This window comes from Cryobacterium suzukii (assembly GCF_004403185.1).
Lineage (GTDB): Bacteria > Actinomycetota > Actinomycetes > Actinomycetales > Microbacteriaceae > Cryobacterium > Cryobacterium suzukii.
The window spans coordinates 504,451-524,951 of sequence record NZ_SOHJ01000004.1 but is presented as its reverse complement, the minus strand read 5'-3'; the positions used below and the strand labels follow the sequence as shown (position 1 = coordinate 524,951).

22 protein-coding genes, 1 tRNA gene and 1 pseudogene are annotated in these 20,501 nt (G+C 63.3%); 13 read left to right on the top strand and 11 right to left on the bottom strand.

From position 1 onward, the window contains the following. Window positions 1-53 precede the first annotated feature (53 nt). The 4 genes and pseudogenes from E3T39_RS06915 to E3T39_RS06900 all read left to right on the top strand — a co-directional run bounded on the left by E3T39_RS06915 (window position 54) and on the right by E3T39_RS06900 (window position 3,981). Complete coding sequence (locus E3T39_RS06915; protein ID WP_134513945.1) at window positions 54-374, top strand: DUF2249 domain-containing protein; 321 nt, start codon at window positions 54-56, stop codon at window positions 372-374. A 9-nt stretch (window positions 375-383) separates the two neighbouring features. Further along, entirely contained in the window at window positions 384-2,987 is a 2,604-nt protein-coding gene (locus tag E3T39_RS06910; RefSeq protein ID WP_134513944.1) for a multicopper oxidase domain-containing protein, read from the top strand. 163 nt (window positions 2,988-3,150) lie between these two features. Beyond that, a pseudogene (locus tag E3T39_RS16395) lies at window positions 3,151-3,252 on the top strand (MerR family transcriptional regulator); the annotation flags it as partial. 93 nt (window positions 3,253-3,345) lie between these two features. Beyond that, window positions 3,346-3,981 carry a hypothetical protein gene (locus E3T39_RS06900; RefSeq protein WP_134513942.1) on the top strand — a complete coding sequence of 212 codons (636 nt, stop codon included), beginning with the start codon at window positions 3,346-3,348 and terminating at the stop codon, window positions 3,979-3,981. Here the strand turns inward: E3T39_RS06900 and E3T39_RS06895 are convergent. Continuing rightward, window positions 3,978-4,391, bottom strand: coding sequence for a DUF1294 domain-containing protein (locus E3T39_RS06895; protein ID WP_134513941.1), 414 nt, complete (start codon window positions 4,389-4,391; stop codon window positions 3,978-3,980). The two genes, E3T39_RS06900 and E3T39_RS06895, sit on opposite strands and share 4 nt — an antisense overlap. A gap of 229 nt (window positions 4,392-4,620) precedes the next feature. Then, window positions 4,621-5,358 carry a flavodoxin family protein gene (locus E3T39_RS06890; protein ID WP_241979552.1) on the bottom strand — a complete coding sequence of 246 codons (738 nt, stop codon included), beginning with the start codon at window positions 5,356-5,358 and terminating at the stop codon, window positions 4,621-4,623. 205 nt (window positions 5,359-5,563) lie between these two features. On the opposite strand from E3T39_RS06890, the gene E3T39_RS06885 reads away from it, so the two are divergent. After that, a tRNA-Arg gene (locus tag E3T39_RS06885) sits at window positions 5,564-5,636 on the top strand. 97 nt (window positions 5,637-5,733) lie between these two features. Further along, the gene (locus E3T39_RS06880) at window positions 5,734-7,197 is read left to right on the top strand and encodes a cryptochrome/photolyase family protein (RefSeq protein ID WP_134513940.1); all 1,464 of its coding nucleotides are present in this window, start codon (window positions 5,734-5,736) and stop codon (window positions 7,195-7,197) included. Between the two features lie 3 nt (window positions 7,198-7,200). On the opposite strand, the gene E3T39_RS06875 is transcribed toward E3T39_RS06880, so the two are convergent. The 4 genes from E3T39_RS06875 to upp form a co-directional block, all read right to left on the bottom strand. After that, on the bottom strand, window positions 7,201-7,899 hold the full coding sequence (locus tag E3T39_RS06875; RefSeq protein ID WP_134513939.1) for an SDR family NAD(P)-dependent oxidoreductase: 699 nt from the start codon (window positions 7,897-7,899) through the stop codon (window positions 7,201-7,203). 252 nt (window positions 7,900-8,151) lie between these two features. Then, window positions 8,152-8,613, bottom strand: a complete 462-nt coding sequence (locus E3T39_RS06870) for a MarR family winged helix-turn-helix transcriptional regulator (RefSeq protein WP_420898146.1) — start codon at window positions 8,611-8,613, stop codon at window positions 8,152-8,154. A gap of 306 nt (window positions 8,614-8,919) precedes the next feature. Next, window positions 8,920-9,624, bottom strand: a complete 705-nt coding sequence (locus E3T39_RS06865) for a winged helix-turn-helix domain-containing protein (protein ID WP_134513938.1) — start codon at window positions 9,622-9,624, stop codon at window positions 8,920-8,922. A 522-nt stretch (window positions 9,625-10,146) separates the two neighbouring features. After that, window positions 10,147-10,779, bottom strand: coding sequence for a uracil phosphoribosyltransferase (upp, locus tag E3T39_RS06860; protein WP_134513937.1), 633 nt, complete (start codon window positions 10,777-10,779; stop codon window positions 10,147-10,149). A gap of 44 nt (window positions 10,780-10,823) precedes the next feature. Between upp and tadA the strand changes: the two genes are divergently transcribed. Then, window positions 10,824-11,300 (top strand): tRNA adenosine(34) deaminase TadA, encoded by a 477-nt coding sequence (tadA, locus tag E3T39_RS06855; RefSeq protein WP_134513936.1) that lies wholly within the window; start codon window positions 10,824-10,826, stop codon window positions 11,298-11,300. A gap of 3 nt (window positions 11,301-11,303) precedes the next feature. On the opposite strand, the gene E3T39_RS06850 is transcribed toward tadA, so the two are convergent. Beyond that, window positions 11,304-12,266 carry a cation diffusion facilitator family transporter gene (locus E3T39_RS06850; RefSeq protein ID WP_134513935.1) on the bottom strand — a complete coding sequence of 321 codons (963 nt, stop codon included), beginning with the start codon at window positions 12,264-12,266 and terminating at the stop codon, window positions 11,304-11,306. Window positions 12,267-12,359: 93 nt separating this feature from the next. On the opposite strand from E3T39_RS06850, the gene proC reads away from it, so the two are divergent. Then, a complete protein-coding gene (proC, locus tag E3T39_RS06845) occupies window positions 12,360-13,208 on the top strand; it encodes a pyrroline-5-carboxylate reductase (protein WP_134513934.1) in 849 nt (282 codons plus the stop codon). 8 nt (window positions 13,209-13,216) lie between these two features. On the opposite strand, the gene E3T39_RS06840 is transcribed toward proC, so the two are convergent. From E3T39_RS06840 to E3T39_RS06830, 3 genes are all read right to left on the bottom strand, one after another. Continuing rightward, the gene (locus E3T39_RS06840) at window positions 13,217-14,602 is read right to left on the bottom strand and encodes a MinD/ParA family ATP-binding protein (RefSeq protein WP_134513933.1); all 1,386 of its coding nucleotides are present in this window, start codon (window positions 14,600-14,602) and stop codon (window positions 13,217-13,219) included. A gap of 115 nt (window positions 14,603-14,717) precedes the next feature. Further along, entirely contained in the window at window positions 14,718-15,389 is a 672-nt protein-coding gene (locus E3T39_RS06835; protein WP_134513932.1) for a potassium channel family protein, read from the bottom strand. Next, on the bottom strand, window positions 15,382-16,764 hold the full coding sequence (locus E3T39_RS06830; protein ID WP_134514005.1) for a TrkH family potassium uptake protein: 1,383 nt from the start codon (window positions 16,762-16,764) through the stop codon (window positions 15,382-15,384). Before E3T39_RS06830 ends, E3T39_RS06835 begins: the two co-directional genes overlap by 8 nt. Before the next feature lie 153 nt (window positions 16,765-16,917). Here E3T39_RS06830 and E3T39_RS06825 point away from each other — a divergent pair, with 153 nt between their 5' ends. From E3T39_RS06825 to E3T39_RS06810, 4 genes are all read left to right on the top strand, one after another. Continuing rightward, complete coding sequence (locus tag E3T39_RS06825) at window positions 16,918-17,385, top strand: ArsR/SmtB family transcription factor (RefSeq protein WP_134513931.1); 468 nt, start codon at window positions 16,918-16,920, stop codon at window positions 17,383-17,385. Between the two features lie 109 nt (window positions 17,386-17,494). Beyond that, window positions 17,495-17,593 (top strand): 30S ribosomal protein bS22, encoded by a 99-nt coding sequence (locus E3T39_RS06820; RefSeq protein WP_003792170.1) that lies wholly within the window; start codon window positions 17,495-17,497, stop codon window positions 17,591-17,593. A 131-nt stretch (window positions 17,594-17,724) separates the two neighbouring features. After that, the gene (locus E3T39_RS06815) at window positions 17,725-17,994 is read left to right on the top strand and encodes a glutaredoxin family protein (RefSeq protein WP_134513930.1); all 270 of its coding nucleotides are present in this window, start codon (window positions 17,725-17,727) and stop codon (window positions 17,992-17,994) included. Continuing rightward, entirely contained in the window at window positions 17,991-18,290 is a 300-nt protein-coding gene (locus E3T39_RS06810) for a Dabb family protein (RefSeq protein WP_134513929.1), read from the top strand. The genes E3T39_RS06815 and E3T39_RS06810 overlap by 4 nt, the downstream gene beginning before the upstream one ends. Before the next feature lie 158 nt (window positions 18,291-18,448). Here E3T39_RS06810 and aspS read toward each other — a convergent pair whose 3' ends face one another. Further along, on the bottom strand, window positions 18,449-19,777 hold the full coding sequence (gene aspS, locus E3T39_RS06805; RefSeq protein ID WP_134513928.1) for an aspartate--tRNA(Asn) ligase: 1,329 nt from the start codon (window positions 19,775-19,777) through the stop codon (window positions 18,449-18,451). A gap of 77 nt (window positions 19,778-19,854) precedes the next feature. Here aspS and E3T39_RS06800 point away from each other — a divergent pair, with 77 nt between their 5' ends. After that, window positions 19,855-20,499: a histidine phosphatase family protein gene (locus E3T39_RS06800; protein WP_134513927.1), complete on the top strand. Its 645-nt coding sequence runs from the start codon at window positions 19,855-19,857 to the stop codon at window positions 20,497-20,499. Window positions 20,500-20,501: the final 2 nt, after the last annotated feature.

The window sequence follows — 20,501 nt, the reverse complement described above, 5'->3', positions numbered from 1 at the left end:
TAATATGCTCTAAAATGGAAGTGCTGTTGTTCGCACCGAGCTGAGGAGACACCATGACCGCCGAACCGATCCGTATCACTGCCGGGCCGAATGCCCACGAGCACGAGCCAGCTACGGCCACGTGTACCTGCGGTCATGACGATAGCGAAACGATCGTTCTCGACAGTCGCACCATCCCGCACGCGATCCGTCACGCCGCGATCTTCGGTGCGTTGGAGGCAATTCAGCCCGGAATATCGCTTGACCTCATGGCGTCCCACGATCCGCTGCCGCTACTGGCGCAGCTCGAACGAAACCACCCGAACACTTTCAGCATCAGCTACCTCGAGAGTGGTCCCGATGTGTGGACCCTGCGCCTGACCCGCATTCTGTAGCGGTTCGAGATGAAACCGAGCCTCAAGCGTCGGCTGTGGCACCAGATCACCGGAATGCTCGTGCCGGTCTGGCTGATCCTTGGGATTGTCAGCGTCGTCCTCTATCGGGGATCGTCGTTCGGGCCCTGGCTCATGGTGCACCTGCTGCTGCTTGGGGCCCTTTCGACCGCGATCCTGGTCTGGAGCCAGCACTTCGCCGACAGCCTGTTGAAGAACACGGCCCCCGGCGGCCGGTCCTGGCTGGGCGTTCGGCTGACCGTGCACACGGTCGGCGCGGCGATGGTGATGATCGGGATCACGGGTGCCTGGTGGCATGTTGTCCTCACCGGAGGAATTCTGGTCGGGCTCAATGCCATCGTGCACGCCACGATTCTCGTGCGGCAGCTGCGCGGCGCACTCCCGGCCCGGTTCGCTCCTCTCGTGCGGTACTACATTGCTGCGGCCGGATGCCTCGTGGTCGGTGTCACTCTCGGCATCTGGATGGCCCACCCCGGCAATTCGGCGGCGGGTGACTATTACGACCGGCTCTACGTCGCGCACATCGGGCTGAACCTGCTCGGCTGGGTCGGCCTGACCGTCATTGGCACCGTCGCCCTGCTGCTCCCGACCGTGTTGCGCTCCCGGGTGCTGTCCACCACACGGGCGGCCGCACGCCCCACCCTGCCGACTCTCCTGGCCGGACTGGTGGTTCTGGGTGCTGGCGCATACGCCGACTCCCGAATCATCACTGCGGCAGGCGTGCTCATCTACCTGGTCGGCTTCGCCCGGGTGCTCGCGGAGCTGGTCGGGCACGTGCGCCGTTCGCCCGCCGTCAGCTACTCCGGGTGGTCTATCACCGCTGCCCTGGCCTGGTTTGCAGTGTGCGCGCTCGGTTTCGGCGCCGTCGTAGTCACCGCTACCAGTTGGGCGGATGCCGCAGCCGGCCTCAAAACGCTTGTGCCCTACTTCGCGGTCGGGTTCGGCGGCCAGATCATGATCGGTGCGCTGAGTTTTCTGATTCCGGTTGTGCTCGGCGGCGGACCGCGGGCGTCCAAGGCCACCGCGTGCGAACTCGATCGTGCTGGGCTGTTCCGAGCGAGCGTCGTCAATGGCGCACTCGTGCTCACTCTTCTGCCGGTGCCCCACTTCGTCGCGGCCGCGCTCTGGGCGGTTCTCCTCACGACCCTCGCGGCGTTCATCGTTCTGATGGTGCGGGCGTTGCGCACTAATCGAAAAAACCGCACCCCGCCGGGAGCGGGGCTTCCGCCATTAGTGCGCGACGTCGCGGAGACTCCCGCACCGCAGCCGGCCCCTCGCACCAGCATGCTCGTCGCGGCCGCGGCGACCCTGGCGCTAACCCTCGCCGTCGGCGTCGCGCTCGAGCCCTCCAACACGAGCCTCGCCTCGGGCCCTGGCGCATCTGGCCATACGACGACCGTCGACGTCACGATGATTGACACCCGGTTCAGCCCCGACACGATCGACGTTCCGGTCGGCGACACCCTGGTGATCACCCTCACGAACGCCGACGGCATGCTCCACGACCTCGTATTCGACAACGGAGTGAAGTCCGGCTCGGTCAAGCCGCGAGCAACGACTACCGTCAACGTCGGGATGATCGACGCCGACAGAAGCGGCTGGTGTGCCCTGGGCGGCCACCGGCTGCTCGGAATGCTGCTGACCGTGAACGCGATCGGTGCGGACTCGACCGCCTCTGCCGATTCGAACGCGGACAGCGACGCGTCGGCATCCGGCGATATCGACCCCACGGCCGAGCCGGGAAGCGATTTCGTCGCGCGTGACGCGCGTCTGGCGCCGGCGGCATCCGCTACCGTGCACACGAGCACGATGACCGTTAGCAATACCGAGACCGAGGTGGCGCCGGGCATCACACAGACGCTGTGGACCTACAACAAAACGGCGCCAGGGCCGACGCTGCGCGGCACTGTCGGTGACGTCTTTGAGATCACCTTCGTGAACGCCGGAACCATCGGCCATTCACTCGACTTTCACGCCGGATCGCTCGCACCGGACAAGCCGATGCAAACCATCGACCCCGGCGAAGAGCTCACCTACCGATTTACCGCGACGCGCTCAGGAATCTGGATGTATCACTGCTCGACCATGCCCATGTCGGTCCACATCGCGAACGGTATGTTTGGTGCGGTCATCATCGACCCACCCGGACTGACCGCCGTCGACTCCGAATATGTGCTGATCCAGTCCGAGTTCTATCTTGGCCGGCAGGGCGAGGAAGGCGATGCGGTCAAGGTGCAGGCGCAGCTGCCTGACCTAGTCACGTTCAACGGCTACGCGAATCAGTATGTCGCAGCGCCGCTGACCGCGACCGTCGGCGAGAAGGTGCGCATCTGGGTGCTCGACGCCGGCCCGAACGTTGGGAGTTCCTTTCACGTGGTCGGAGGTCAGTTCGACACGGTGTTCTCGGAGGGTGAATACCTTTTGCGTGACGGTGGCAGCACCGGAACGGGTGGGGCGCAGACGCTCGCGCTCGCGCCAGCCCAGGGCGGCTTCGTCGAGCTCACGCTGACCGAGGCGGGTACCTATCCGTTCGTGAGCCACGTGATGTCGGATGCGGAGAAGGGCGCGCGCGGGCTGATTGTGGTCACCGACTAACCCTGCTGGCGGCATCGAAGAGTCGGTACCGCTGGGGCTGGTCGGCGTGAGTGCCATTGCCTGACAAAGCTGTCGGCCGGGGTGGCAGAACATGCCCGGACCCAGGTGAGCACAATCTTCATGATGAGTATCCCGGGGGCACTGAACAGGACACGGCTTCGCCGTGAAGGCATCCGCTCGCACCGATGGTGGTTTTCGGCTCTACTCGCCCGACGACTTCACCCGGCTGATGCTCATCCGCGGCATGAAAACCCTCGGCTTCACCAACTCGGCATGGCCGATGAATTCCTCGCACAGCTCCGCGCGCAGCAGCAAACGCATTCACCGATAAAATAGAAGTCACCTGCACGAGGAAGTGGTGGCAATCATTTGGAACCGGTCCCGGCGTCGTGCTGACGCTCGCGCGCACGTCAGTGAACCCGACGTGAACGCTGAGCTGCCCGACCTCGAACGCACGGTCGATGAAGGCCTGCTTATCGCGGTGTCGGCCGTGAGAATGGCCGTGAAAAATGACATCATCGTCGGGGCACTGCGGGAGCACTTCGACTACGACTCTGCGCGGTACGCCGAAAACGCCCGCAGCGAATTGCATCGGCTGGCTCGACAAAACGAAGAGTATGCCCGACGGGTGAGTCGAATGGGACGAGATCTCGCAGCTATGAAGTGGCGGCCGAGTTTTACCGACGACCAGCGCCACGACCTCAAACAGTTCGCCCTCAGGTTCCGCGTGCACGAGCGATTGACGCTCGCCCTCGACGCCGTCGCCGACGACAACGATCAGGTGGCGCGCATCGTGGCGAGCGCGCAAAGATCAGCGAGTGAAGAGGTTAGCTCGGCCGTGTCGTCGAAGCTCATCGAATTGGCTGTCGACCAGCGCGAGCCCGACTACGCCGATCACCGCAGCGAACGACTGGAAGCCTTCGTTTTGATCAACCTCGCTATTTTGCAGGCCAAGCACGACGCGGCGACCAGGCCTGAGTTCAATGAATACTAGAGGGCGCCAAAGTCGCTGATCGCCTGCGCTACCAGCCGATCAAATGTCGGGGTGCTCAGTAGAGCGAAAAAAAGGACGTTGACGACGACCGTGGTCCAAAATGCCACGCGAAAACTTCTCTTCCGGGTCTTGTGTCGCAATATCTGCTGCGCCACAATCGCGCCCGGCCAGCCGCCAATGAAGCCCCAGAACAGCAGGGTGCGTTCCGAAATTCTCCAGCCGCCGAACGTGGCACGGCGTTTATCGGTTGCGTACAGGGCAAAACAGATCAGGCTGGTGACCGAATAGAGTCCGACAACCCAGAGCGGCCGGGGCCAGTACACCGCGCCGACCAGATAAAGCACGGCAAACGCAGGGATTGCGAGAAAACTGGCACGGCCCGCTGCGCGACGGGAGTGGACGATGGCCATGACCCCATGGTAAACGACTGGGCAACGCGGCTGCCTCTGAATCAGATCGGCCCTACGTCAAGGGGATCATCGACATCACCCGAGGACGGCACGAGGCTGGGGGCATGTGCAACAGCGCAGCGGTTGAGACAGGACCATCGACGGGATTTTCGCTCCAACAGGTATTCTGCTGCGGGGTACTGTGCTGCGGGCTCGATCGGCGCATCCTTTGCGCTTGGCGTGGGCAGCGCTACCGATATTCCGGGTTGGGCTCAAAGCCGAAGCGTTCGCCGCGGTCCCAATCCTGGCGCAGGTTTCCGAAGGCCGGAATGCCGCCGTTCTTTTTCAGGATCGAGGCGAGGTGCATGAGGTTCCAGCTCATGAAAGTCACGTTGCGGTTGGTGAAGTCGTTCTCGGGGCCGCCCGATCCTTCGTCGAGGTAACTCGGGCCGGGTCCGATTTCGCCGATCCAGCCGGCATCGGCAGCGGGTGGAATGGAATAGCCAATGTGCTGCAGGCTGTACAACAGGTTCGATGTGCAGTGCTTCACTCCGTCTTCGTTGCCGGTGATAATCGCACCGCCGACTTTGCCATAGAAAATGTACTGGCCTTTGTCGTTGAATTCGCCCGAGTGGGCGTAGAGCCGTTCCACGATGCGTTTGGTCACCGAGCCGTTATCGCCGAGCCAGATAGGCCCGGCCAACACGAGAATGTCGGCGGCTTGCACCGTCGGAAACAGTGCGGGCCAGGCATCCGTTTGCCAGCCGTGTTCGGTCATGTCGGGGTAGATGCCGGTGGCGATGTCATGATCGATGGCGCGGATGACGTCGACCTGTACCCCCTGTTCCCGCATGATTCGCGCGCTGAGGTCGACGACACCTTGGGTGTTACTGATCTCCGGGCTGCGTTTGAGGGTGCAGTTGATGAAGACGGCGCGCAGGCCGGAATAGTCGAAGGATTCCTGTTCGGTATTGCTGGTCGCGTTCACGCGGTTAGTAAACCACGCGACCACACGCGATAACAGGGGTTGATTTTGTCGGCGGTGGCGCGCCATGTCCGTGCTGACCAGCGCAAGGACCGGGGCGATCACGGGCGCAGGTATCGGTGGGATCGTGGCCGCGGCGCGCAGGTGCCCCGATAGCTGGTATAGTTTTCAAGTTGTCTCCGGGCGTTATAGTTCGCGGGATTTACATGCGCTCGTAGCTCAACGGATAGAGCATCTGACTACGGATCAGAAGGTTGGGGGTTCGAATCCCTTCGGGCGCACATCTTCAACCCCGTTCGACATTGCGTCGGACGGGGTTTTTTGTGATCAGCCGCTTGAATATCCTTTGGCGTAGGGCGCGTCCGTAAACTCGGTGGTATGCCTCCTCCGCGTTTTCTTTTTGCCGATCAGCTCGGGCCCCACTACGACGACGGTGGGCCTATCGTGCTGGTCGAGGCGACTGCCGTGCTGGGGCGGCGTACCTATCACCGGGCCAAGGCCCATCTCATCCTCAGTGCGCTGCGCCACCGCGCGCGGGAGCTGGGAGATCGCGCAGAGTTTCTGCGAACCGAGCACTACCGGGACGTGCTCAAGGGTCGTGACCTCGAGGTGATCAACCCCACCTCGTGGGGTGCACGCGCGCTGGTCGCCGAACTGGGAGCATCCGTTCTGCCGAGCAGGGGGTTCATTACCAGCGAGCAGGACTTTGCTCGCTGGGCCGACGGGCGGCCCGCGTCACGCCTCGTGATGGAACAGTTTTACCGACACGTGCGCACGACCACCGGTGTCCTCATGCGCGGTCCGGACCCGGAGGGCGGGCGCTTCAACTTCGATCACGACAACCGTCAGGCTCCGCCGAAGAACGCGGTCGGTCTCGGTCTGCCCGACCCGTGGACTCCGATCGAAGACGACATCGACGCGGAGGTGCGCCAGGACCTCGATCGCCTCGTCGCAGAAGGCCGAGTGCACCTGATCGGAGCGGATGGCCCGCGCCGATTTGCAGCCACCCGTGCGGAAGCGCTCGCGGCACTGGACGATTTCATCGAAACGCGGCTGTCGGACTTCGGGCCGTTCGAGGATGCCTCGCTGATCGGGGACAGCACGATGGCCCACTCGCGGTTGAGTGTTCCACTCAACCTGGGCCTCCTGCATCCGCAGGAAGTCATCGACGCGGTCGTCACGGCGTATCAGTCCGGTGGGGTGCCCCTGCCCAGCACCGAGGCCGTGGTACGCCAGGTCATGGGCTGGCGGGACTGGGTCTGGCACCTGTACTGGCACCTCGGCGAGAACTACGTCGCGGAGAGCAACTTTCTTGCCGCCCACGAGCCGCTTCCGCCGGCGTTTCTGGAACTGAACGGTGACGCCGTCGAAGCGCGGTGCTTGAGCCACGTGCTCGATGAAGTTTCCCGCACCGGATGGGCGCATCATATTCAGCGCCTCATGATCCTGGGCAACTGGTCATTGCAGCGAGGCTACGAGCCGTCGGCGCTGTCGGATTGGTTCATCAATGCTTTCGTCGACGGAACGCCGTGGGTCATGCCGGCCAATGTCGTGGGCATGTCGCAGCACGCCGACGGCGGCATTGTCGCGACGAAGCCATACGCTGCCGGTGGCGCCTACATCTCGAAGATGACCGATTTCTGCGGGGGATGCCGGTTCAATCCGAAGATCCGGCTCGGGCCGGAAGCTTGCCCGTTCACGGCGGGATATTGGGCATTCCTGGACCGCGTGGAGCCGCGCATCCGCGGTAATCACCGCATGGCGCAGCCGCTCGCCGGTCTGCGGCGTCTTGTAGACCGCGACGCGGTCGCGGCTCAGGAACGCGCGCGCACAGACTGGTAGGGCCTATCCTGCGAAAGCGGTGCTCGGCAGGTCGCGCTCGCCGGAGATGATCGCGTCGACAATGCGGCGTGCGACATCCGCAGGCTGATAGCCGTGAGGCAATTGCGGTGCTGACCCTTGGATGGGTCGGGTGGCCAGTCCTGTTTCGGTGTGGCCGGGTCGTGCATCTAGAAAACGGATGCCGTCCCGCCGCATTTCCCGGCCCGCCGCTTGCCCGAAGGCCGCGAGGGCTGCCTTCGAGGCCGAGTATGCCGCCATGTTCGCGGTCGGGCGCTCGCTCACAACTCCGCTGAGCGTGACAAAAAACGGATCACGGAGCCCGCCGGAGGATTCGATCAGGGCGGGGTAGGCCGCCCGAAGCAGGCGCATGGGTGCCGTCGTGTTCACAGCCATCAGGGTATCGATTGTTTCGTCAGTGACATCCGCCATGGGGCCGAACGCTACAACTCCGGCGGCGTTGATGATTCCGTCGAGGCGGCCGTATGCGGCGAGGGCGGCAGACACGAGCTGTGTGGCCGTGCCAGGATCACTCAGGTCGCCAGTAACCGTCGCTCCGGAAGTGCCGAGTTCTGCGAGGCGCGCGGTGCTGCGCCCGTGCAGAGTGAGCAGGGCACCTTCTTCGCTGAGGAGGTGGGCAATTGCGCGGCCCAGGCCACCGGTAGCGCCGACGACAAGAACGGATGAACCGGAGAGAGAAGGCATGGCTTCAGAGTAGGCGGGATGCTGAATGGTTGCGCAAGATTAGGGTTTCCACCCCCAAGCTGGGATAGCATCAGCAAACGTGAGTTTTGTTCAAGTCATCTGTATGCGGGTTGTTCTCACAGGTCGGTACATGCTTGCGCCCGAGTTTCTCACCGGGCAATGTTCGGGCGCCCGGTGAGGAAGGCATTCCTGCGATGGATTGCCTCGGTGGGACGAGGGGTAGGGCCCTCGTTCCATCGCCCCACTTCCTGACTAGTCTTGGCGCGTCGGGTCGTCACCGGGGCAATCGATTCGCAGCTTGTCGCAGAGCATCGTCAGCTGCTGCAGCTCAAATTCATTGAGCGTCTCGCCGATGCGCTGGGTAATAGAGTTCATGTGGTCAACGGCGACCCGCCGAAACAGCGCGAGGCCGACATCCGTCAGCTCGATGATGGCGCCGCGCCCGTCGGTCGGGTCGGTGTGCTTGTGTAGGTATCCACGAGAAACCAACCGGTCAACGAGGCGGCTCACGCTCGGCTGGGTCAGCAGCACGTGCTGGTTGAGTTCACGCAAGCGGATGCGCCGGTCAGGCTGCCGAGACAGGTTGAACATCACGTCGTACTCGTTGAACGAAATCTCTTTCGACGGAAAATTTGCTGCCAAACTACGCATGATGGCGACCTGAGCCCGAAAGAGGGACTCCCAAGCACCCACCGCGATCATTCGATCCACCACCTGCGGCTCCTCGCCTCGTCGTTCTCCAAGGATAGAGACTCGACAAGGGCGGGCACCGCCGGCAACGGACGTCGGCGTCACCGCGATCGGAGATTGTCAGGTGCTTGGGATGAAACTCGCAGGGGTTTTTATCGACGAAAGGTGGCGCCCGTTACCTATTCGTTATATATTTTAGGTGCGTCAACCGTTTGCTGTGGCGGACGACGTGAAATGTGATTGCAGGACACTCTTGGTGCAAGGGAAGAGGGTCAGTCGTAGCCTCTGCGACTGGCCCTCAGTCCTGTTTAAAGGCGCCTGCGGGGCTGTCTAGAACAGGTCGGGGCTCGGCGTGGTCGACTGGCGAATGGCGACGTCCGCGTGGCGGTCAAAGCGGTAGCCCACGCCGCGTACTGTGCGCACGATGTCCTCGTAGCGGCCGAGTTTAGAGCGCAGGCGACGAACGTGCACGTCGATGGTGCGTTCGTTCGGGGTATCGTCCTCGTCGGCGGAGTTCCATAGGGAGGCAATGATTTCGGCACGGTCGATCGTACGACCCTCGCGCAGTACGAGGTACTGCAGCAGCTCGAACTCTTTGTAGGTCAGTGCCGCGGTCTCGTTGTCAAGGATGACGCGCTTGCGGGAGATGTCCACTACGACTCCGCTGCGAGCACGGTCCTGTTCCTCCGGCTCGGCACGGTGCTGGGCCAGGGCCGCGGGATCCTGCAGGGCCAGGCGCACGACGTCGACGTCTCGTCCGCCAGCGCCCTCGGGGGCCAGGGCGACGGCGGCATACGTCTCGGCGGAGGGCGCGATGTCTACGGCGAGGGCCTTGAGCGCCTCAACGATGCGGTTCAGGCTCGTGCCGGCTGCGGCCGCTTTGGCCTCATCGATACCGACGTAGAGCACGAAACCGCGAGCCTCGGTGCCGGTCGGGACGGCGCGAATGCGTGGGGCGGCGACCGTCGGCGCCAGCGTCAGGTCGGGCTGGTTGAAGTGCGTGGGGCGGTTGGCGTGGATGTGTGCGAGAGACATGAGAGGTCCTTGACTGATCGATCGAGGGGAGCCCGACGAAGCGCGAAAGCGCGATCTCCGTCTGTAAAAGCTCCAGTTGACCCGTGGGGGTCTGGGGCGAATGCTCTAAAAGCATTCGGGGCGTCGGTCTGACGATTCAGAAGTCAGTCAGGTTGGGGACGCGAAGGGCAGTCTCGGTTAGCGGCACATTCGGCAACAGCGGATGGCGGGGGTGCCGGCCATCATCATGGCGGCAGTCCCGGGGGCCTCGAGGGAGGTCAGGGGGCGTGCGCTTGTTGTCATAACTGCGAGTAAAGCGGAATGTGACGCCGTGTGTCAATTTGACGTCGCGGTAAGTCTTTGCATGACGTGCACCACGTTCGCGGGGCCGCGTTCATTTAGGCGATTCGTTGCACCATCACATCATTGTGAAATTTTCCCGGACAAGGAATCAAAAAATCGAAGATTATTGATGTAAACCCGACCTGGCGTGTCGCTGGTCGCAGGACCTGCATACGTCGGCCGGGTTCATCGATCAGGTTGTCAGACCACGCCGTAGAGTCGGTCGCCGGCGTCGCCGAGACCGGGCACGATGTAACCCTGTTCGTCCAGTTTCTCGTCCACGGCGCCCAACACGATCGTCACCTCGCGGCCTGCCAGAGCTTGCTCCACGGCGTGGAGGCCTTCCGGTGCGGCCAGAATACAGATTGCCGTCACGTCGACAGCGCCACGGTCGAACAGAAAATTAATGGCGGCGATGAGCGACCCGCCCGTGGCGAGCATCGGGTCGAGCACAAAACACTGCCGATCCGAAAGGTCATCGGGCAGCCGCTCGGCGTAGGTCGTGGGCTGCAGCGTTTCTTCATTGCGGGCCATGCCGAGAAAACCGACCTCAGCGGTGGGCAGCAACTTGACCATGCCCTCGAGCATGCCGAGGCCGGCGCGCAGAATCGGCACGACCAGCGGCTTTGGGTCGCTGATACGCACGCCCTGAGCCGCCGACACGGGGGTCTGCACGGTGACCGCCTCCACCCGCACGCCGCGCGTGCCCTCGTAGGCGAGCAGCGTCATGAGCTCCTCCACGAGCGACCGGAACTGCGGTGAGGGCGTGTCTTTATCGCGAAGCACGGTGAGCTTGTGCGTAATGAGCGGGTGGTCGGCAACATGGACTCGCATAGGCTCAATTCTACTAGAGGCAATTCCCCGGTTTAAGGTGGCAGATGAGCGCACGAGATCAGCACGCCGAGTGGATGCTGCTCGCCCTGACCGAGGCGCGCTCCGCCCTGGTCTCCGACGACGTGCCTGTTGGAGCCATCGTCGTCGACCCTGCGGGCACAGTGATCGGCTGGGGCCGCAACGAGCGGGAGCGGCACCAGGACCCGACCCTGCACGCCGAAGTCGTCGCCATACGGCAGGCGGCCGTGCACACCGGCGACTGGCACCTGACGGACTGCACCCTTATCGTCACGCTCGAGCCCTGCGTCATGTGCGCCGGTGCGATCCTTGCCGCACGGGTGCCCACGGTCGTTTTCGGTGCCTGGGATGCGAAGGCGGGCGCGGTCGGTTCGGTTTACGACGTGCTGCGCGACCGCCGACTTAACCATCGCGTTGAAGTCTTCGCCGGCGTCAACGAGGTGGAGTGCGGCGAGATCCTCCGAGAGTTTTTCGACAATCCCGCCCGGCGCACAGCCCGCTGAGGTCTACTCCAGTCCCTTGATCACAAAGGTGTCGGTAGGCGGATTGGCCGAATTTGGATCAAAAAATATGTCTGGCTCGAGATAGATCGTGCGTGCAAGCGGTACCGCAACGCGAATACGAGTTTCGACGGCGTTGATGTCGGCGGCGACGTCGGCAAACCGGTGCTCGCCGTCGAAGGCGAGCTTGGCGCCGACCAGAATCTCATCCGGACCGAGGTAGAGCGTCTTGAGATGAATAATGCGCTTGATTTCCTGGCCGTCGAGAATGGCCGCCTCGATGGCGTCGAGGTCTTTCTTACTGGCGCCCTCGCCCACGAGAAGGCTTTTGGTCTCAATGCCGAGAATAATCGCGACCAAAACGAGCAGCGCGCCAATGGCGAGCGTGCCGACGGCGTCCCAGATCGGCTCATCCGTGAGGATGGTCAGCCCGACGCCCACGAAAGCGAAGGCCAGGCCGGTGAGGGCCGCTATGTCTTCAAGCAGCACGACGGGCAGTTCTGGGGCCTTCGCGTGCCGAATGAACTGCACCCAGGTCTCATTTCCTCGCACATGGTTCGACTCTTTGATCGCGGTGCGCAGCGAGAAGCCTTCGAGCACCATCGCGATGGCGAGCACCAGAATCGGCACCCAGGCATTTTCGAGCGGATGCGGGTGCTGCAGCTTGTCGAAGCCTTCATAGAGCGAGAACACCCCGCCGATCGAGAACAGAATGATCGACACCACGAAGGCGTAGACGTAGCGTTCTCGACCATAGCCAAACGGATGCTCCAGGTCGGCCCGCCTCTTCGCCTTGCGACCGCCCAGCAGCAGGAGGAGCTGATTGCCGGCATCCGCTACCGAGTGCACGCCCTCGGCGAGCATCGACGACGACCCCGACAGGCCCCACGCCACGAACTTGGTCACTGCGATGCCCAGATTGGCCGCGAATGCCGCCACGATTGCCTTGTTTCCGCCGGATGCGCTCATGAAATCATCTTAGAACTGCGCGTCTCCGGTCGCAGGCTGCGCTCGGGGAGATGGTTTTGGGCACCCCGATGGCGGAAAAACTAGACTGTTCGGATGACTTCTTCCCCGACTGTGACTCTGCCCACGATCGCCTTCCTCGGCGCCGGATCCATGGCCCGCGCCATTCTTGCCGGTCTGCTTAAGCCCGGCGTGAACGTTGAGGGTGGCATTCGAGTCACCAACCGCACCGCGGTGAAGGCCGCGGAGCTGGCCGACACCGAAGGCGTCACCGCCTATGCGACCGAGGTCGACGCTGACGCCAACCTCAGGGCCATCGACGGCGCTCAGATCGTCATTATTGCCGTGAAGCCTTACATGGTCGCCGATCTGCTCGGCGAAATCGGTGAATCCCTTGCGCCGGGCACGCTCGTCTTGAGCGTCGCGGCCGGCGTGACCATCGACACCTTCGAATCGCTCCTGCCGAGCGCCGTGCACGTCATCCGCACCATGCCGAACACCCCCGCCGTCGTGGGCATGGCCGTCACCGGCATCAGTGCCGGCACCCGGTCCAGCGACGCCGACCTCGAACTCACCCGAGCCCTGTTCGCAACCGTCGGCGACGTGCTGGTCGTACCCGAGAACAAACTCGACGCCCTCAGCACCATCTCCGGCTCCGGCCCGGCCTACGTGTTCTACCTCATCGAACAGCTCACCGAAACGGCCATCAGCAAGGGCTTCACCCCCGAAGAGGCCGCCGTCATGGTCAATGGCACCTTCCTCGGCGCGAGCGCGCTCCTCGCTGTGTCCGACAAGTCGCCGAGCGAGTTGCGCCGCCAGGTAACCAGCCCGGCCGGTACGACCGAGCGGGCAGTCTGGGAGCTCGAAAAGGGCGGGCTGAAAGAGCTCTTCGACACCGCAACGGATGCCGCCCTCGCGCGCGCGAAAGAACTCGCCGCCTCGTAGCCCTCGCGCTACAGCCCTTCAGCGATGGCCGCCGTCGCCTGCAGCCACGCTGCACGGGTGCTTGGCGCCAGGGCGTCGACGTTGAGCGGGCCGCCACCGACCAGCGAAGCATCATACGGAACGTCGACGACCGTGCGGGTCAGCTGGCGAAAGTGGTCGTGCAGACGCTTCGACAGCTGCTCGTCAGCGGTCTTCGAGGGCGACGCGAGCACGGTGACCGCTTGGGCGACCTTGTCGGCGTGGCCCTTCTGCCGCAGGCCGTCGATCAGCGACGCCGCACCGTAACCGGTGTCTTCACGAATGGTCGACACGATCACGAGCTGGTCGGCGGCATCGACCGCCGCTTCCCAGTTGCTGGCCCGCATGTTATTGCCGGTATCGATCACGAGAACCCGGTAAAAGCGACTCAGCGACGTGTGAAGCTTGCGAAAGGCGTCAGCGTCGATGCTCGCTGCGCCCGCCGGATCGAGGTCAGAGGCAAGGGCGTCAAACTGTGCGTCACCCTGCGATCGCACATAGTTGTCGAGGTCCCCCACCCGGGAGCGGGTATCGCCGAACCGGTCGAGGTCGCGCAGCAGGTCGACGGCCGTGTTGGTGTGCCGGGCGGCCTGGGCGCGCACGCCCAGCGTGCCCATGGTCTCGTTGTTGTCCCAGGCGAGGGTGTAGCCACCGCGATAGATGCCGAACGTGGCCGCGATGAGCAGCGTCGCTGTCGTCTTGTGCGCTCCGCCCTTGGGATTGAGTACCACGATCGTTCGCGGGCCGTTCAGGCTGCGCTGTACGGCCGCGACGGCCGTACGGTGCTGGCGCTCGGTCGAACTCGGCGTGGGCGAGACCAGCCCGCCGGTCAGGCGGCGGAGGGCGCCCTGCCAGCCCCGTTCGGCCGGTCCGGCGGGTGCTGGCGGCCGCGAGTTGAGAAAGTCGGCCAGGTTTGGCGCAACGGGGGACAGAGCAGGTGATGCGGCCGCGGCATCCGTCGAGGGTGCCAACAACGACTCGAACAGCGCGCTCGCCGGTGCCGCGATGGGCGGCTGCACGAGCGTGGCGAACGGTGTCGGGTTCTCCAACGGGGTCACAAGTGGAAGGGGCACGGTGCTCGTCCGCTTTGGGTGGCTGGCAACAACGACCGGTCCGGCCGACTCAACCCTCCCGTTGGGATGCACGGTCAGTGGCCAATCGCCCTGTTCGTCGCTGACCTGCAGGAGAACGGAGTGTCCGCGGCTGCGAGCGGTCTCGACCACGAGGCCGATGATCTCTTCGCGAACGCCCGCTTCATCGGTGCCGGTGACGCGGCGACGGGAGCCATCTATGGTTACCTCGCCCGTCGTGTCGGTCTGAACTGCGGCGACAATGTCGGCCGGGGTGTTGGCAGGAGTGGGGACGTCGGGTGACATAGGTGAGCCTTTCCGTTCGCGCACACGTCGTCAGCGCGCAACCTGGGTGGAGCTGCTGCGAGAAGTGTCCGTAAATAGGAGACTAGTCGGTCGTCTCCCCCAAATAGGGGGAGTGCTACGAACCGAGCGCGGCGAACCGTTCAATATCGGCCTCGGCGCCCGACACGATGATGAGGTCATGGTTGGACACCACGGTCTCCGGGGTCGCGTAGGTGAACGGTTTGCCGGGGCTTTTGACGCCGACGACGGTCACGTTGTACTTGCGGCGCACGCCCGAATCGACGAGGGCGAGGCCGCGGATGGGCTTCGGCGGGTACATCTTCACCAGGGCGAAATCATCGTCGAATTCGATGAAGTCGAGCATGCGACCCGACACCAGGTGGGCGACGCGCTCGCCGGCCTCGGCTTCGGGGTAGATGACGTGGTTGGCGCCGATGCGTTCGAGAATCTTGCCGTGCGACTTGGAGATGGCCTTGGCCCAGATCTGTTGAATCTTCAGGTCCACCAGATTGGCGACGATCAGCACGCTGGCTTCCACCGACGACCCGACTGCGCAGACGGCGATTGAGAAGTCCTGAGCGCCAATTTGTTGCAGGGCCTCGAGAGAACGGCCATCCGCTTGAACGGCGTGGGTCACTCGCTCCGACCACTTCGAGACGAGGGCGTCGCTCGTGTCGACGACGAGCACTTCGCGGCCCAGTCGGTCGAGCTGGCCGGCCGTGGCCGCGCCAAACCGTCCAAGCCCGATGATGAGCACGGGGGCGTCGTGTTTGATGCGATCAACCAACGATGGGTCTCTCTTCCGGGCGTTTGAACAATTGCCTGCTGTGGCTCGCGGCCAGAGCTGCCGCGAGAGTCACTGTACCAACCCGGCCCATGAACATCGTTGCCGCCATGACGTAGACGCCTTCCGGCGGCAGATCAGCAGTAAGCCCGGTAGACAGGCCGCAGGTGGCGAAAGCACTGATCACGTCAAAAAGAACGATGTCGAAGGGTTGTTTCGAGATGTGCAGTATGAGAATACTCGCGACTGCAACGGTGGTCGCGCCCCACAGCACAACGCTGACCGACAGGCGGAGAATGTCGCTCGGAATACGGCGGCCGAACGCTTCCATTTCCTGCTTGCCACGTGCTTCGGCAAACGCGGCGAGAAAGAGGATGGCCAGGGTCGTGACCTTAATGCCGCCGGCGGTCGACGCCGACCCGCCACCGATGAACATGAGCATGTCGCTGAGCAGCAGGCTCGACCCGTGCAGGTCGCTGATCTCAATGGTCGCAAAGCCGCCTGAGCGCGTCATCACCGACATAAACAACGACTGAAAGATGGTGTCGCCGGCATTGAGGGACCCGAAAGTCTTGGGATTGTCGAACTCGAGAATGATGTAAAAGATCATTCCGAGGATCATCAGGGCGATTGTCGTGACGAGGGTCAGCTTGACGTGTACCGACCAGCGGCGCGGCTTGCGCCAGCCGCGCGCGAACGCGTAGATCACCGGAAACCCAAGGCTGCCCAGAAAAACACCGATCATGAGCGCGCCGAGAAACCAATAGTCATCGGCGAACGGGCTGAGGCCGCCGGGGTTTGGATTGAAACCGGTGTTGGTGAAGGCCATCGCAGCGTAGTAGAAACTGTGCCAGACCGCTTCGCCCAGGGATACACCCGCCTGCAGCATGCGCGGAAAGAGCAGCGCTGCCACGCCGACCTCGATGACAAACGCGCTGATCGCAACGGTGAGCAGCAGGCTGCCGACCTCGCCGAGGCGAATGGTCTGGCCCTCGTTGACCGGCCCGGCGTGAATGCGGGACGGGTTGGAATCGCTCGCAGCCATCAGTTTTGCGCGCAGCCCGAGTCTGCGCGAGATGACCAGTCCCATCAGCGACGCGAGCGTCAATACGCCGATGCCGCCGATATTGACACCGACGAACACCAGGATATTGCCGAACGCTGACCAGTGGGTGGCCATGTCGACCGTGGTTAGTCCGGTGACGCAGATGACCGACACCGCCGTGAAAACGGCGTCGTGCAGTGGGGTGATCGTGCGATCCGCTGCGGCGATCGGTAGCGAGAACAACACGGTGAAGACCATGATGAGCGCGGAAAATACCAGAATGGCGAACCGCGATGGCGACTTGTGGGCGAGCGAGTCCACTCCGTCGCGCATCCGCAACAGGAGGGCGAGCGGGCGCGAAAAGAACGGTTCAGTTCCGGTTCTCAACGACACCTGGAACCCCCGATTAACCTGCGACTATTGCCAGATTGAAATGGTACTACCCAGCGTTGGTTATTACCCAGCAGTAATGACTACCCTGAGGTTATGGCAGACATCTTCACCGTGGTGGCGGACTCGGCGCGACGGGACATCTTGCGCATCCTGTTGGAGCGCGCAGTTCCCTCCGCTGAAATTCGCGGTCCGTCCCGGGAAGTGCGTGGCGAGCTGAGCGTGTCCGACATCGTTGGGCACCTCGGGCTGAGCCAGCCCACCGTCTCCAAGCACCTCAAGGTGTTGCGTGAGGCTGGTTTGGTCACCGTTCGCGAAGACGGACAGCACCGCTTCTATCGTCTGGAGTATTCGCCGCTCGAAGAGATCGAGGACTGGTTAATTCCCTTCCTGAGCGTCGACTTCGACCAGGCCGTCAAGGACGTAGATCTGGAGGCAGATGCCGGGCTGAAAGACGAGCAGCGCGCCTTCGCCTCGGCTATTGGCAAGGCCTTCGCCGATGCCTCGCAAATGTCGCACGTCGTCAAAGATGCCACCGCGAAAAAGTGGCGCAGAAACGGCTGAGAGAGGTCAGATCCGGCGGCTGAGTAGTTGGAGCTGGTTTTGTCCGGTAGAATGGTGTTTTCGTGTCAGTCGCGGGCCCCGCGACTAAACCAATACTTGTGAGGTCCGTGTGGGTTCTGTAATTAAGAAGCGACGCAAGCGTATGGCGAAGAAGAAGCACCGCAAGCTGCTTCGCAAGACTCGCCACCAGCGTCGTAATAAGAAGTAGAACGACTAAGACTCAACTCTTAGCCGTTCTCGAGCAAAGCGCTAGCCCTTCGGGACTGGCGCTTTTTGCTATCCACCGCTCGGTGTTTGGCGCCCGTACGCCCCGGCATGAAGTCACCGTAGGCTGGAACCATGCCCACCGCACACCTAACCCTGATCGGCAAGCCCGGTTGTCACCTCTGCGACGATGCGCGGGATCTGGTCGGCAGCGTCGTGGCCAAGCTTGCCGACGACGTGTCGGCCCCACGAATCACATTTGAGGAACTTTCCATTCTCGATGACGCCGAGCTGCACGAGCTCTATCTGGAGGACATCCCGGTGCTCCTCATCAACGGCAAAGTTCACAATTATTGGCGCATCGACCCTGTGCGCCTGCGCACCGCCCTACTGGAGGTCTCATGACCATTCGCCACATCGTTTGCTGGAAGCTCAACGCCCTCACCCCGCGCAAGAAAGCCGATGATGCCGCGGGCATCGTGGCGGGCCTGGAATCCCTCGTGGGTGTCGTACCCGAGATTCGCGCGCTGACGGTCGGGCCGGATGTTGCCGGCAATGAAAACTGGGACGTCGCGCTGATCGCCGACTTCGACGACCTCGAGGCCCTTGACCGCTACCAGAAGCACCCCGAGCACAAAAAGGTCGGTGCGTTCATTCGGACCGTCGTCGCCGACCGCCTCGCGGTCGACCTCGAGGTCTAACCGCACGCCGAGCCGTGAGTTTCCGCGGTCTAGAGCCGCCGAGCCGTGAGTATTAGTTCATTTTTGGCTCGAGAAGGGCCAAAAATCACGGCTCGGCGACACAAACTCACGGCTCGGTGCGGTCTGCGGTCTCCGGCTGAGGCGGGCCGGAGGCCGGCCTACGGCTCGAGGCGGGTCGGGCCGCGGAACAGGTAGGTGACCTCGCGAATCGAAGCCTGGTGCAGCATAAGCATCAGCACGCGGGCCAGGCCCATGCCGAAGCCGCCGTGCGATGGCACGCCGTAGCGGAAGAAGTCAAGGTAGCCCTCGATCTCCTTCGGGTCCAGGCCCTTCTCGATCGCCTGAGCTTCGAGAACCTCGATGCGGTGCTCGCGCTGGGCGCCGGTGGAGATTTCGGTGCCGTTGAAAATGAGGTCGTAGCTCTTGGTGATCGACGCATCGCCCTCGTGACGCATGTGGTAGAACGGGCGGATGCTCGACGCATAGTCGGTCAGGAAGACGAATTCGTGCCCGTACTTCTCGGCCACGTAGGCGGCGATCTGACGTTCGCCCTCCGGGTCCATGTCGTCGTCGTCGCGAGGAACTTCATAGCCGCGGCTCTTCACGATCTCCTTGGCCTCGGCCAGGGGGATGCGCGGGAACGGCGTGCTCGGAACGGTCACATCAACGTCGAACAGGGCTTTGACCTCGTCGCCGTGCTTAGCCTTGACCGCCGTGAACCCGGCGACCATAAGGTCTTCGTGCAGCGTCATGACGTCGTCGTGGCTGTTGATCCAGCTGATCTCACTGTCAACGCTCGTGAACTCGGTCGCGTGCCGGCTCGTGAACGACGGGTCGGCACGAAACGCCGGCCCAACCTCGAAGATCTTGCCGAAACCGGCCGACTGGGCCATCTGCTTGAAGAACTGTGGGCTCTGCGCGAGGTACGCCTTGGTATCGAAATAGCCGACCTCGAACAATTCAGCGCGCGACTCGCTCGCACTCGCCATGAGCTTTGGGGTGTGCAGTTCGATGAAGTCGTGCTCGATCCAGTACGTGCGCAGCGCGTGCTCGAACGTGGTCTGGATGCGGAAGATGAGGTTCTGCTTCGGGTTGCGCAGGTCGAGGAAGCGCCAGTCCATACGCTTATCGAGGCTCGAGTCCGCCGCGATCGGCGTCTCGGGGATAGCGGCGGACACCACGGTGAGGGTGGCGAGCTTAATCTCGATGCCGCCGAGCTTCACCCGTTCGTCGTGCTTGAGCGCCCCGGTGACGGTCACGAAGGTGCCCTGGGCGAGACCGGAGATGCTCGTGGCGGGCTCGTCGGCGACGACGACGCCATCGGCATCCGTTGTGCGCGGATTGACCAGCTGCACGGCGCCGGATTCGTCGCGAAGAACGACGAATTGCACCTTTTTCTGGTCGCGCACCGTATCGACCCAACCCGACACCGAAACGGTGCCGTCATCGAGAGCGGACAGGTTCTTGATTAATACGCGCGAAGTCACAGTTCGAGTTTAGCCGGAGCCGCCCGAGCGGCCCGCTCACGGCGGTTTCCGGGTTGGGCCCTCCGTAGACTGGTCGGGTGGTAGCCAGTCAAGTGCATCTCGTGCGTCACGGTGAGGTCTTCAACCCCGAACGCGTGCTCTACGGACGGCTGCCGAATTACCGGCTCTCCGAACGAGGCCTGCTCATGGCGGCAACCGCCGCGGACGAACTGGTCAAGCGCGGTCGCCCGGTCGTGCGCGTTATCGCCTCGCCACTGCAGCGTGCGCAGGAATCGGCCGCTCCGATCGCCGCCGCTTTTGCGCTACCGATCGACACCGACGAACGCATCATCGAACCGACCAACGCCTTTGAAGGTAAGCGGATGCGTGGCCAGGGCGGTGCGTTACGCGACCCGCGCAACTGGCCGGCCCTGATCAACCCGTTGAAGCCAAGCTGGGGAGAACCCTTCCGTTCAATCTCTGCCCGCATGCTCGCGGCGATCGACGACGCCTGGAACTCGGTGGATGAGGGCGACGTAGTGCTGGTCAGCCACCAGCTGCCGATCTGGATGGTGCACCGCGCCCTCGCCCACGAACGCCTCGCCCACGACCCGCGCAAGCGCCGCTGCGACCTGTCGAGTATCACCACGGTGTCCTGGCACGGCGACCGCTTCGCCGAAACCGCCTATGCCAACCCGGCACTAGCCCTTCTCGACCCGAGCAACGATGTGGGTGCCGTATGAAC